Consider the following 12,468-nt stretch of genomic DNA (forward strand, 5'->3'; position numbering starts at 1 on the left):
ACTGCGAGGTTCCGTTGGGGTTCGGTACCGCGAAAGCGGCGATCGCATCAGGGGCTGTGACGGTACATGCGTCCACGTCGTTGACTCCCTCGCAGGAGTCGGCGGCTAGACCATAACCAATGTCACGGCCCTTCTAATTTCTGCGGTGAATCTTCCTGAGCTTTTCCCACACTATCTAGATGGGCTCGCGAATTGGCGCCACGAGCCAACGTTTAATGTTTTGTAGCCCTGCACGGCCTTCCCCAAGACAGCGAAGCACCCCCGCGCCGTAGAGCGTAGGGGTGCAGTCACACGTTAGGTCGTGGAAGGGGTGTAGGTTCCCATGCAGTCGAAGGACGTAGATTGGTCGGGATTGCCCTTGGCATTGCAGGTGCCGCTGGCCTTGCCGCCCTTCATCTTTCCGCCACCCTCGATGAGAGACCATTTGTTGGTCCCGGACTGGAAGGCCCCGTTCTTCATGGTGCCGGAGAATTCATACTTGTAGACGTTCTTGTCGCCGTTGGCCATGCTTTCGACGAATTCACCATGGCCGGTCGCCTTATCGCCCGTGATGTAGAGAAACTCGGTGCCAACACCGGACTTTATCTTGTTTCCGGCGATGTCGCCTTTGAGGGCAGTACAGTTGATCTGCTCGATAGCATAGGCGTGGCCGGGCTTGTCGCCGACGTTGATGCTGTGCTGATCAGTAGGCTTGTCGCACTTCCACTGCACATTGGTCTTTCCCTGGGCCAGCGCGACGCTTGAAACCAGGCACATCAAGCATAGAAGCAGAAAGGTGTTCTTCATTCGTACCTCCTCCAATTAGACCTGCAAACAACGGGGCGAGCGGATCTATGCATGCGGATGATGAGACGAGCGCGAATACTACACCCCAAATTGGCTAAGGGCAAGAATTCGGAAAGTGGTTAAGAACTTCCCCACATTAGCTCGCGGGGCTCGCAAATGCGGGCCACCCACGAAAAATTATGTGTAGCGGCGGAATTGATTCCGCGGTTCGCGGCCAGTAATTCGACGGCATAAATTCCGTCGCTCCACAACGGTGGGTACGGTTTGTGCTGCTGATCGCCGGCGTGCTAGCATCCGGCCCGCAAACACCGCAAGAAAGTTTTCAAAATGCAAAGCAGCCAAGGAGGGATGCTTGAAGAGAACCTTGTGTTTCCTCGGACTGCTCCTGCTGGCAACCGCGGCATGGCCGCAAGCCGGCAAGAGCGGCGGGACTGAGCAGGCAATAGCCGACCTGGAGCAAAAATGGCTTCAGTCGCAAAAGGCAAACAATCCTGATTTGATCGCTCCGAGCCTGGCCGACAAGTTCGTAGCTACCTCGGCGGAAGGCAGAGTCAGGGGCAAAGCCGACTTTCTGCAAGAAGAGAAGGCGACAAAATACAGCAGCATCGACTACGGCGATGTGAAGGTGACGGCCTATGGCGACAGCGCCGTTGCCATCGGATCTTTTAAGGCCAAGGGGACCGATCCTGCGGGAAAATCTTTTGATCTGAACGAGCGCTTTACCGACACCTGGGTGAAGACATCCGGCGGCAAATGGCAATGTGTGGCCACCGCAAGTTCAAGCATCAAGAAATAAGGCTAAGAGTTTGTCCAGTTGTCCGCGGAGCCGCCCCACCAGGGCGGCTTTTCTGGTGTTCATGACGCAGCAGGCAGGCTCGCCGACCCGCACGCGCACGGGTGAGGTCCATCACCGCATTCCCGGCAGCAACGTGATACCCAAGTGCTGAGCGCCCCGGCGAGCGGGCGAAGGAGGCGGCCAATGGCCATCATCACGATTTCCCAGGGAACGTTCAGCGGCGGCAGGATGCTGGCGAAAGCGGTATCGCGCAGGCTCGGATATCGCTGCATTGACCGCGACCAGCTCATCGACAAGGCGGCGCAGTGGGGCATATCGCAAGAAGACCTGCGCACCGCGATAGAAAAGCCCCCCACCTTTTTCGGCCAGTCGCAACACACCAAGTACTTGTATCTCGCGTTCATCCAAGCGGCCCTGACCGAGGAGGTTCGCAGCGGCAACGTCGTCTACGACGGGCTGGCCGGGCACCTGCTGCTGGGCAAGGGCCCGCACGTGCTGCGCACGCGCATCATTGCGCCGATGGACTTCCGCGTCTCCATGGTGCAATACCGCCGCGACTGCAGCCGCAAGGAGGCGATCGAGTACATCGAACGCATGGATGAAGACCGCCGCAAATGGACGCGCTTTCTCTACGGCGCGGATTGGACCGACGCGTCGCTGTACGACTTGGTGCTCAACCTGGAGCAGATGACGCTGATTGAGGCATGCGACGTCATCTGCGAGTTGGCCAAATCAAGTTGTTTCCAGACGACGGCGGAAACGCAGCGCGATCTGGACAATCTTGCGCTGTCGAGCTGCGTGAAAGCGAACCTGGCGATGAACCCGGATACTTGCGACCTGCAGCTCGAGATTACGGCCCAAGGCGGGTCGATCTCGATCAAGGGCGAGATTGACGCGCCCGCACAGGCAAGAAAGATACGCAGCTTCGTGGCGAACATTCCCGGTGCCCGTTCGGTGTCGGTGGAGGAACTGTCGCTGGTGACGCGGATTTAGGGCGTGCCGTTCGTGTTCTTCACTCTGCGTTCTTTCGGCAAGCAAGGGCTGACGAGGGCAACCTCCGTGTGTCGTGACTGCGCGATGCGAACCGCGAGTGCAGAATGACATCGAATTGGGCTGGATCGCCATCACCTACTTGCCGGTGGCGATCAGCTGCTTGATTTGAGTTACCGCAAAAGAAACCTTGGCGTCGGTAAACATTTTGCCCAAATCAACCGTGCTCTTCGTCTGATCGCCATCGACCCCGGTGCCATCGCCCTCATGCCCCTTGATCAGTTTGTCCGCACGGATCCATCGGGAAGACTTCCCGTTTACCATTTTGTCGATGTACCGAAGCTCCGAGGTGTCGTCGGTGCCTGCGTGCGAATCGACGGGCCAACCGTGCTTCTTGGCGTAGTCTTTCATGAGCTCCTTTTCTTTGAAGTACGAGTCCGGGATGTAATAGACGTGGATGCCGTGAGGCGCCCACTCCTTGTTCATCTCTTCCGCAACCTTGGCCAGCTGGATCTGGGTCTGACCGCCATGATCGCATAGCAGGACGACGTTCTTGAAACCGGCCGAGATCGCGCTGAGCGCGACATCATGGGCCACCGCGCCGAAGGTCTCTGGCGAAAGATTCACGCTGCCGGCATACCGCATGTGGCCGTCCTTCTTGGTGGCATCGATGACGCCCGCCCCAGTGTGGCCCCAATCTCCGGTAGGGGCAAAAGGCATGGTTGGATAGACCAGAGCATTGCCGAGCTGCGCGGCGATTTTTGTTGCGAGGTAGTGAGCAATAAAATTGTGCTTTCCGAGCGCCATACCGGGCCCGTTTTGCTCAGTGCTGCCGGCGTAGTAGATTGCCGTAGTCTTGCCGGCGGCGATGGCATCACGCACTTCGGTCCACGTCATGTCTTCGATCAGCAATGAGTTCGTCTGCGCGGTAATGGCCGCACTGACCATCACAACAACAATTACAACGGCGAGGCACTTCATAGTTCACCAACCGGACGTCAGGGTGTTGTCAGTATTTCTATGCGCGCTGAATGATAACTTGCCCGGGCTCAGCGATGTGATTCCCGTTAACGACATTGCCGCATTTTAGTAGGCGACGGGCGTGACATGCTGGAAGTTGACCCTAGCGTCAACGGCGTTTGAAATCACTCGCCGGTCAATCCCGCCGAGCTTCACCCAAATCGGGAAGCCGTCGTGAATCGGTGCAAGCGAAGCCACGTCACTGACGGCGCCGGGGTCTTTTTGTTAACGTCGGCAGGCGATGACGGGAAGATTGGTGGAAGCGGCAGCGCGGGTGCTGGATCGTGCTGCCGGCGCGCTGAAACGGGACAATCCCGGGGAACGGCCGGAGCACCTGCGGACCGGGCAGCGGGGCGAGGACGATGCCTATTTCTACTTGCGGCGGCTCGGCTACGTGATGGTGGCGCGCAACTGGCGCTCGCTGCGGCATCGGGGCGAACTCGACCTGGTGGGCTGGGACGGTGACGTGCTCTGCTTCGTGGAAGTAAAGTCGCGAACGACGCACCAGGTGGCGCCGGCGGAGGCGGCGGTGGATGGGCAGAAACGCCGCGATCTTGGGGCAGTGGCGCGCGACTTCCTGCACCACATCAAGGGCAATCCAGAGGCACGCTTCGACATTATCAGCGTCTATTACGAAGCCAGCGAGAAAACTCCGCACATCACCCTATTCAAAAATGCATTCCCAATGCCTTAATATGTGTGTACAGCGTTGTCGGGAGGGGAGTCCTCATTGCCAGAACTTAGAAAAGATCCTGTGGTTGGCCGTTGGGTAATTATCTCGACCGATCGCGCCAAGCGTCCCACGGACTTCGCGCGCGAGCAGAACAAGCTGAAGGGCGGGTTTTGCCCATTCTGCTACGGCAACGAAAGCAAGACACCGCCGGAAATACTGGCGTATCGACCGAGCCATAACGGAGGACCGCCGGCGAAGGACTCGCCGGGATGGTCGGTGCGGGTGGTGCCGAACAAGTTTCCGGCGCTGGGGATCGAGGGCAACCTGAACCGGCGGGCGGAGGGAATGTTCGACCGGATGAACGGAGTAGGGGCGCACGAGGTCATCATCGAGACACCCGACCACGCCGCCAGCCTGGCCACCATGCCGGCCAAGCGCATTGAGGACACGCTGTGGGCATTCCGAGACCGCATCCTCGACCTGAAACAGGACAAGCGCTTCAAGTACATCTTGATTTTCAAGAACCACGGGGAGGCGGCGGGAGCGTCGCTGGAGCATCCGCACTCGCAACTGATCGCGCTGCCGATTCTGCCCAAGCAAGTGGTAGAGGAGTTGGAAGGCGCCAAGCAGTATTACATCTACAAGGAACGGTGCGTCTTCTGCGACGTGATCCGGCAGGAGCTGGAAAACGGGACCCGGATCGTGGGGGAGAACGAGCAGTTCGTCACCCTGGCGCCGTACGCGCCGCGTTTTCCGTTCGAGACCTGGATCCTGCCGAAGCGGCATGAATCGGCATTCGAGAACTCGTCGTCGGCGATGTTCGAAGACCTGGCGCGGGCGCTCAAGAGCCTGCTGGCCAAGGCGCACAACGTGCTGGACAATCCGGCCTACAACCTTGTGGTCCACACCTCGCCATGCCAGGACCCGTTCAACGATCATTACCACTGGCACATCGAGTTCATGCCGAAGTTGACCAAGACAGCGGGATTTGAGTGGGGCACCGGCTTCTACATCAATCCCACGCCGCCGGAAGAGGCAGCGAAGTTCCTGCGCGATGCCAGCGTGGAAACGCAGCCGGCAACGCCGGAACCGGCGACCGCGGCACGCTGAGAAGAGTAGCTGGTAGTTAGGAGCTAGGAACTGGTGGGAAACAACGACGCCCACGGCGAACCTGTGGGCGTTTTTGTTACCTCGGACGGGAATTTAGCCCGCCAGAACGTGCGCATCCAACAATACAGCAGTTCAGGCTACACGGCGACCGGTCGCCAGCTGAATAATGAGCACGATGATGGCGGCCACCAGCAAGAGCCAAAGCCAGGCGCCAATCGTGTAAGTCCCTACCAGGCCCAAGATCCATGCAATCAGCAGGATCGCAAATATCAACCAGAGCATAAGCACCTCGACTCCACAAAATCTCTGCGTTCAGCAGATGAGGTGCTGAATACCGGGATGGGGTTGCTACGCCATCCGTACTGAGATTGTAAGTAGTTGATTCCAAGATGATTTCGTCAATCAAGAATTACAGGACCGCATCCTGCGGACCAAGGGAATTCAGGCGGTCCTCGCTATGGGAGCGGCGTTCCTTCGGGGTACCGAGAAAACACGAGGTCTCTCGACGCGCTCGCTCTCTCGCTGCGCTCGGTGAGTAGGGCTCGTGACGACACAATCTGGAATTGCTACCCGGCTCACACCCTTAGGCTTCGCTCAGGGCAGGCTTATGCCGGGCTGTGGAGTGTTTGGTCAGGCGGCGTGGCGGTCTTCGTACTCCTCGTTCCAGGCCATCTGAATGGCTTCCAGCTTGCCTTCGTTGGACTTCTGGGGATCGTCAACGAAGGTGGGCAGCTCGGTAATCATGCGGTGCAGTTCGGTGAACCGCACCTCGAGCGGATTGATGTCGGGAAACTTATCGGCAAGCAGGAGGCCGATATCTTCGGCGTCGTCCCAGTGGAGATCGGTTGGCATAGGATCACTCCCAGTTACTGCAATTTGAAATTTTAAGATTTGAAATTTCAAATTCCCTCAGTGTTCTTCTTCCGGGTGTTCCGAGATGTAGTTGCGGTTCCACTCGGGAACCCGGACAACGATCTCGCCCGGTTTGGCGATGACGCACTGGCAGCCGAGGCGCGAATTGAGCTGCAGGTCGGCGGCCATGTCGAGGCGGTCGGCCTCATCGTCGTCCATTTCACTGAGCAGTTCGGCCCCCTTGATCACCTGTACGTGGCAGGTGGTGCAGGCGCAGTTGCCGCCGCAGGCGTGATCGAGAAACACCTTGTGGTTGAGCGCCACGTCGAGCAGCGATTCCGGCTTGCCGTGGTCCTTGTAGGGCAGCTTGCCGTGCTCGAATTCGACGGTTTTGCCTTCCGGCAAAAAGGTGACGCGAACGGTGTTGGGGCCGGGTGCGTCCACGGTTGCGGCTCCAGTTCCTTGCGATTTTTCTTCAGCCATAAATCCTCAGCAATCTAGTCCCCGCTCTCGATTTCCGCCGGCGCGATCGGATGCGGCGATGCGGGACCCTCGCCGACGTTGGCATCGTCCATGGACTTGCCCTTGAGGGCGGAAGCCACCGCCGAATCCATCATCAGCTCGGCGAGGCGCATGGTTCCCTGGTTGAGCGCGTCGATGGCATTGCGGATGGCGTGGTGGTCATCCTGCTCGAGCACGGCGCGCAGGGCCTTTTCCTGCTTCGCGATCTGCTTGCGCTCATCGGAGGTGAGCTGATTCCACGCCGGACTTTGTTTGCCCTTGTCGAGCGCGGCCAGGATGGTGCCGGCCTCGTTGCGGGCCTCGATGACCTGGCGCTGGCGGAAATCCTCCTCGGCGTAATCGAAGGACTCCAGGATCATGCTCTCGACCTGATCATCGGTTAGGCCGTAGCTGGGCTGCACGGAAATTTCGGCTTCCTTGCCGCTGCGCTGCTCGCGCGCTGAAACGTGCAGAATGCCGTTGGCGTCGATGAGGAAGCGCACTTCGATGCGGGGCAGGCCGGCGGGCATGGGCGGAATGCCCTTCAGATCGAAACGGGCGAGAGAACGGTTGTCCTTGGCCAACTCGCGCTCGCCTTGCAAGACGTGAATCGCGACGTTGGTCTGGCCTTCGACGCCGGTGGTGAAGTGCTCAGTGGCTGACGCCGGTATGGTCGAGTTACGGTGGATGATTTTGGCGACCACGCCGCCGAGCGCCTCAATGCCGAGCGACAACGGGGTGACGTCGAGCAGAAGCATGTCCTTGGTGGCTTCAGAACCGCCGCCGAGGATGTTGGCCTGCACCGCGGCCCCGAGAGCAACTACTTCGTCAGGATTCAGCTCCGAGTGAGGCTGGCGCTGGAACAGTTCCGTGACAATGGCGCGCACGCGCGGAATGCGAGTTGAGCCGCCGACCAGAGCCACCTCGTTAATCTGCTGCGGGGCGAGACCGGCATCACGGATTGCCTGCTTCACCGGACCGACGGTGCGCTGGAGAATGGGCTCGATGAGGCCTTCAAACTGCTCCCGCGTGATTTCGCGCTGGTACTTCTTGCCTTCCGGCAGATCGACCTCAATCGTGGTTTTATCGTTCGCCGAGAGCGCAATCTTGGCGTCAATCACGGATTTGCGAACCGCCTGCACGACTTCGGCATTACGACGGTAGTCCAGGCCCATGTCGCCGCGGATATCGTCGAGCGCGATGGTGATGAGCAGGTTGTCGATGTCGTCGCCGCCGAGATGGGTGTCACCGGCGGTGGATATGACTTCAAAAATTCCGTCGTGCAGGCGCAGGATGGAGACGTCGAAGGTGCCGCCGCCGAAATCGTAAACCGCGACCACGCCATTACGCTGCTGGTCGAGACCGTAAGCGAGCGCGGCGGCCGTGGGCTCGTTGACCAGGCGGAGGACCTCCAGCCCGGCGATGCGGCCGGCATCCTTTGTCGCCTGGCGCTGGGCGTCGTTGAAGTAGGCGGGAACGGTGATGACCGCCTTCTTTACCGGCGCGCCGAAGAAGCGTTCGGCGTTGCGCTTGAGCTGGCGCAGGATGAAAGCGGAGATTTCCGGCGGCGTGTAATCCTTTTCGGCGAGCTTGATGCGCAGGACCTCGCCGGGCTGGAGGTCCTCGGCGAGACGGAAGGGGAACAGCTTCAATTCTTCCTGGATGTCTTCAACGCCGCGTCCCATCAGGCGCTTAATCGAGTACACGGCGCGCTCGGACGTCTCAATAAGGTACTTGCGCGCAGGATTGCCGACGATGATCTGGCCCTTGGGATCCAGCGCCACCAGCGAGGGGACAAGGTTCAGCCCGTCTTCGCCGGGGATGACCTGGGGCGCGCCATCCGGCCCCATGAAGGCCACCAGCGAGTTCGTGGTTCCGAGATCGATTCCAACGACACGTTCTTCAGGCATCTGCTCTCTTAACTTTTAGCAATCAGCATTCAGCTCTCGAAACATGCGGCAGACCGCTGAATGCTGAGTGCTACTGCTCCAAAACTTCGTTGACGTCGCGCACCAAGTTCCTGATGTAGGAACGGCGATTCAGCAGGCTGATCATCTTGTCGCGCACCGGCTTGCGCTGCGCCTGGGATGCGTCCCCAGGAAGCGCGTCCCATTCATTCCAGTAGCCGCGCAATTCGTCCATGAGCGCATCATGCTTGGCCTGGAGATCGTTGCGCGTGCTTTCCACCTCGCGCAGCAGATCGGCGTCGCGATCACCCATCTTCTTGTTCATGCGCGCTTCTTCCAGTTGCATGTTCAATTCGAAAACTTCTTCCAGCAGTTCCGGGGGAATGACCTGCTTCTTTTCCTCGCCGGTCTGGCGCGCCTTGTCAGTGGCCGCCTTCGACTGCTCCTCCAACTGAACGCCTTCGAGCTTGAGCAGGTACTCGGTGCGCGCGATGGGATCGCGCAGAGTGCGGTAGGCGTCGTTGAGCTGCGAACTCTTCTCCAGGCTCCAGTGCTGCTCCTGGCCGGTGGCATGGGCGTAGACATCGGGGTGCAGCTTGCGGCTGAGCACGTAGAACTCGCGCTCCAGCACGGATGTGTCGAGGCTCAGCTTGCGGGGCAGGCCGAAGAAAGTGAAATAGTCCGTGGGCAAAGCGGGCTGCAGCTTGCCGCAGGAATTGCAGAAGTGTGCCGCGCGCATGTCGCCGCAGGACCAGCAGGCGTGCGTGATCTTGCCCTGGTCGATGAGCTGGAGCGCGGATTCGGGTTTGTTTCCGGTTGCCATAATTCAAAAGCACTCAGCATTCAGCAGTCAGCATTAAGCCAGTCAAGCGGTCTTGCTCTGCAGGGCTGAATGCTGACGACTGACTGCCAAGTGCTCGGCAATTCCTCCCACGCCCTACGAAAACGAGGTCCCGCAACCGCAGGACTTGCTCGCGTTCGGATTGACGAACACGAAGCTCTGCTGCATCAGCGTCTCCTGGTAATCCAGGGTCATGCCGTGCAGGTAGATGAACGATTTGGGATCGACGAAGACACGCACATCGCCAAACTGGAAGATGCGATCGCGCTCTCGCGGCTGCGTGTCGAAACGGATGTTGTACGTCAACCCGGAGCACCCGCCGCCCTGCACGCCCAGACGCAACCCGCCCTGCTCGGGCGAAATGCCTTCCTTCGCCATGGCGACTTTAATCTTGGCCAACGCGCGCTCAGTAACCTGGATGCCCTTGGCGGGCGGCGCAGCAAGCTTCTGCCCCGGCGGGGAGGGCTGTTGCCCACCGTCCAGCGACACCGCTGCCGAGGTCGCCTGGTCTGCCGGTTTGTCGGTCATAGTTGCCATGATAGCGGGCTCTTATTCGTTTGTCGTTGGGCCGAATTGCCATCGCCTATCGGCCAACAACCAGCGACGTTGTTAGTCGCCCGCTTTCGCCATCGGCGCGTGCGCCTCGGCCGGGGCATGGCCCACGGCAACGCCGTTCTTCTTTTTCCAATCACCGATGGCGGCGCGGATAGCGTCCTCGGCCAACACCGAGCAGTGGATCTTGACCGGAGGCAGCGAGAGCTCGCGAACGATGTCCGTATTCTTGATAGCGAGCGCCTCGTCCACGGTCTTGCCCTTGACCCACTCGGTGGCCAGCGAAGAGGAAGCGATCGCCGATCCGCAACCGAACGTCTTGAACTTGGCGTCCTCGATGACCTTGGTCTCGGGGTTGACCTTGATCTGCAGCTTCATGACGTCGCCGCATTCGGGGGCGCCCACCAGGCCGGTGCCGACCGTCTGACTGCTCTTGTCCATGGAACCGACGTTGCGCGGGTTAGTGTAGTGGTCCAGTACCTTATCGCTGTATGCCATTTTTTAACCTTCTCCTAAACTCGAAAACTCGTGTCCGTCTCTCAGTCGATCAGACGACTGGCAGACTTGTTTACCCTTCCGCGGCCCAGCTCACGGTCTTGAGATCGATGCCTTCCTTGGCCATCTCGTAGAGCGGCGAGAGCTCGCGCAGCCGCTTGACGACGTCGATGACGCGCTCGGCCACGTAGTCCACTTCGGCCTCGGTGTTGAAGCGGCCGATGCCGAAACGAATGGAGCTATGCGCCAGGTCGTCGCCGGTTCCCAGAGCCTTCAATACATAAGATGGCTCCAGGGTCGCGGAGGTGCAGGCCGAACCGCTGGAAACCGCGATGTCGTTGATGCCCATCAGCAGCGACTCGCCTTCCACGTAAGCGAAGCTGATATTCAGGTTATTGGGCAGGCGGTGCTCGATGGAACCGTTGATGAACACCTCGTCCAAATTGCCCATGATCTTTTCCTTAAGGCGATCGCGCAGGCCGGAGAGGCGCTTGCTTTCCTGCGGCATCTCCTCGTGACAGAGAGAGCAGGCCTTGCCGAGGCCGACGATGCCGGGGACATTGAGCGTTCCGCTGCGCATGCCGCGCTCGTGGCCGCCGCCGTCAATGATCGGCGACACCTGCACGCGCGGGTTCTTGCGGCGAACGTAGAGCGCGCCGACGCCCTTGGGGCCGTACATCTTGTGGCCGGAGATGGAGAGAAGATCGATGCCCATCTTCTGCACGTCGATGGGAATTTTGCCGACGGCCTGGGTGGCGTCGCTGTGAAAGAGCACGCCGCGCTCGTGACAGAGCTTGCCGATCTCCGCAATGGGCTGCAGCACGCCGATCTCGTTGTTGGCCGCCATCAGCGTGACCAGGATGGTCTTGTCGTCCATGGCGCGCTTGAGATCATCCATGTCAACCCGGCCGTCCTTCATCACGGGAAGATACGTGACGCGGAAGCCGTACTTCTCCAGGCGCTTGCAGGTGTCCAGAACCGCCTTGTGCTCGGTGACGGCGGTGATGATGTGGTTGCCCTTCTCGCGGTACATCTCGGCGACGCCCTTGATGGCGAGGTTGTCGCTCTCCGTGGCGCCGGAGGTGAAAATAATTTCCTTGGTGGTGGCGCCGACCAGCTTGGCAATGCGTTCGCGCGCCTGCTCCACGCCCTCTTCCGCGACCCAGCCGAACACGTGGTTGCGGCTGGCGGCGTTGCCGAACTTGTCGGTGAAGTAAGGCAGCATCTCTTCCAGAACCCGGGGATCAATCGGGGTGGTGGCGTGATTGTCCATGTAAATGGGCAGCTTCACTTCGCCATGCCCGTTGTTTGTCGTCTGCTCGTTGCTCATCGAATTCTCCGTCTGCAGGCTCTCAGCTGCCAGCTTTCAGTTATCAGCAACACCGTTTGGCTGAGAGCTGATTGCTGATAGCTGACAGCTACGTTAACGTCACTAATTCTTCCGGTGTCACGGTTGACGTTGCGCCGTCCCCCATGTCGCCGATGGTGATCTTGCTCAAAACCTCTTCAATGCTCTGGCTGACCTTGCGCAGGGGCTCGCGGACCGTGCAGCGGCTGGTGTGTCCACACTCGCCGCGAGTGGTAACGCAGGAAGTCAGAAAGAGCGGGCCTTCAATGGCCCTGATGACCTCGAGGGCGGAAATTGCGCGCGCTTCGCGCGCCAGCATGTAACCGCCGTTGGTACCATGGTGCGAGGTCAACAGCCGAGCCTTGACCAGCTTTTGCAGGATCTTGGCCAGCAGTTCGGGCGGAATGCCATGCGCCTCGGCTATATCCTTGGCGCTAGCGGCGGAAACCCCGTTCTCCGCCAGGTAACGCATGGCGATCAGGCCGTAATCGGCCTTCTTGGTCAGCTTGAGCACGCTAGGCCCGTCCCTCTAATTCCGACCATTTTGGTCGTACATATATTTTAGACGCCGCAGGCGGCTGAAAGCAACACAAAACA

At 59.7% G+C, this 12,468-nt stretch carries 15 protein-coding genes; 4 read left to right on the plus strand and 11 right to left on the minus strand.

The window, feature by feature from the left end:
• Window positions 1–294: 294 nt before the first annotated feature.
• Window positions 295–786: a hypothetical protein gene (locus tag VFI82_00940; GenBank protein HET7183219.1), complete on the minus strand. Its 492-nt coding sequence runs from the start codon at window positions 784–786 to the stop codon at window positions 295–297.
• Window positions 787–1,138: 352 nt separating this feature from the next.
• On the opposite strand from VFI82_00940, the gene VFI82_00945 reads away from it, so the two are divergent.
• Complete coding sequence (locus VFI82_00945; protein ID HET7183220.1) at window positions 1,139–1,582, plus strand: nuclear transport factor 2 family protein; 444 nt, start codon at window positions 1,139–1,141, stop codon at window positions 1,580–1,582.
• A 183-nt stretch (window positions 1,583–1,765) separates the two neighbouring features.
• A complete protein-coding gene (locus VFI82_00950) occupies window positions 1,766–2,575 on the plus strand; it encodes a cytidylate kinase-like family protein (protein ID HET7183221.1) in 810 nt (269 codons plus the stop codon).
• 135 nt (window positions 2,576–2,710) lie between these two features.
• Here VFI82_00950 and VFI82_00955 read toward each other — a convergent pair whose 3' ends face one another.
• Window positions 2,711–3,553 carry a creatininase family protein gene (locus tag VFI82_00955; protein ID HET7183222.1) on the minus strand — a complete coding sequence of 281 codons (843 nt, stop codon included), beginning with the start codon at window positions 3,551–3,553 and terminating at the stop codon, window positions 2,711–2,713.
• Between the two features lie 280 nt (window positions 3,554–3,833).
• Here VFI82_00955 and VFI82_00960 point away from each other — a divergent pair, with 280 nt between their 5' ends.
• Both VFI82_00960 and galT read left to right on the plus strand, forming a co-directional pair.
• On the plus strand, window positions 3,834–4,286 hold the full coding sequence (locus tag VFI82_00960; protein HET7183223.1) for a YraN family protein: 453 nt from the start codon (window positions 3,834–3,836) through the stop codon (window positions 4,284–4,286).
• A 36-nt stretch (window positions 4,287–4,322) separates the two neighbouring features.
• On the plus strand, window positions 4,323–5,375 hold the full coding sequence (gene galT / locus VFI82_00965; GenBank protein HET7183224.1) for a galactose-1-phosphate uridylyltransferase: 1,053 nt from the start codon (window positions 4,323–4,325) through the stop codon (window positions 5,373–5,375).
• A 132-nt stretch (window positions 5,376–5,507) separates the two neighbouring features.
• On the opposite strand, the gene VFI82_00970 is transcribed toward galT, so the two are convergent.
• The 9 genes from VFI82_00970 to VFI82_01010 form a co-directional block, all read right to left on the minus strand.
• Window positions 5,508–5,657, minus strand: a complete 150-nt coding sequence (locus tag VFI82_00970) for a lmo0937 family membrane protein (protein ID HET7183225.1) — start codon at window positions 5,655–5,657, stop codon at window positions 5,508–5,510.
• A 348-nt stretch (window positions 5,658–6,005) separates the two neighbouring features.
• A complete protein-coding gene (gene iscX / locus VFI82_00975) occupies window positions 6,006–6,227 on the minus strand; it encodes a Fe-S cluster assembly protein IscX (GenBank protein ID HET7183226.1) in 222 nt (73 codons plus the stop codon).
• A 57-nt stretch (window positions 6,228–6,284) separates the two neighbouring features.
• Window positions 6,285–6,710, minus strand: a complete 426-nt coding sequence (locus tag VFI82_00980; protein ID HET7183227.1) for a 2Fe-2S iron-sulfur cluster-binding protein — start codon at window positions 6,708–6,710, stop codon at window positions 6,285–6,287.
• A gap of 14 nt (window positions 6,711–6,724) precedes the next feature.
• Window positions 6,725–8,638 (minus strand): Fe-S protein assembly chaperone HscA, encoded by a 1,914-nt coding sequence (hscA, locus tag VFI82_00985; protein HET7183228.1) that lies wholly within the window; start codon window positions 8,636–8,638, stop codon window positions 6,725–6,727.
• Between the two features lie 70 nt (window positions 8,639–8,708).
• Entirely contained in the window at window positions 8,709–9,458 is a 750-nt protein-coding gene (hscB, locus tag VFI82_00990) for a Fe-S protein assembly co-chaperone HscB (protein HET7183229.1), read from the minus strand.
• Between the two features lie 114 nt (window positions 9,459–9,572).
• Complete coding sequence (locus VFI82_00995) at window positions 9,573–10,013, minus strand: iron-sulfur cluster assembly accessory protein (protein HET7183230.1); 441 nt, start codon at window positions 10,011–10,013, stop codon at window positions 9,573–9,575.
• A gap of 72 nt (window positions 10,014–10,085) precedes the next feature.
• Window positions 10,086–10,526, minus strand: a complete 441-nt coding sequence (iscU, locus tag VFI82_01000) for a Fe-S cluster assembly scaffold IscU (GenBank protein ID HET7183231.1) — start codon at window positions 10,524–10,526, stop codon at window positions 10,086–10,088.
• Window positions 10,527–10,596: 70 nt separating this feature from the next.
• Entirely contained in the window at window positions 10,597–11,853 is a 1,257-nt protein-coding gene (locus VFI82_01005) for an IscS subfamily cysteine desulfurase (GenBank protein HET7183232.1), read from the minus strand.
• An 88-nt stretch (window positions 11,854–11,941) separates the two neighbouring features.
• Window positions 11,942–12,385, minus strand: coding sequence for an Rrf2 family transcriptional regulator (locus VFI82_01010; protein HET7183233.1), 444 nt, complete (start codon window positions 12,383–12,385; stop codon window positions 11,942–11,944).
• Window positions 12,386–12,468 lie beyond the last annotated feature (83 nt).

Source organism: Terriglobales bacterium (assembly GCA_035691485.1).
In the GTDB taxonomy this organism is placed as follows: domain Bacteria; phylum Acidobacteriota; class Terriglobia; order Terriglobales; family Acidobacteriaceae; genus JAIQGF01.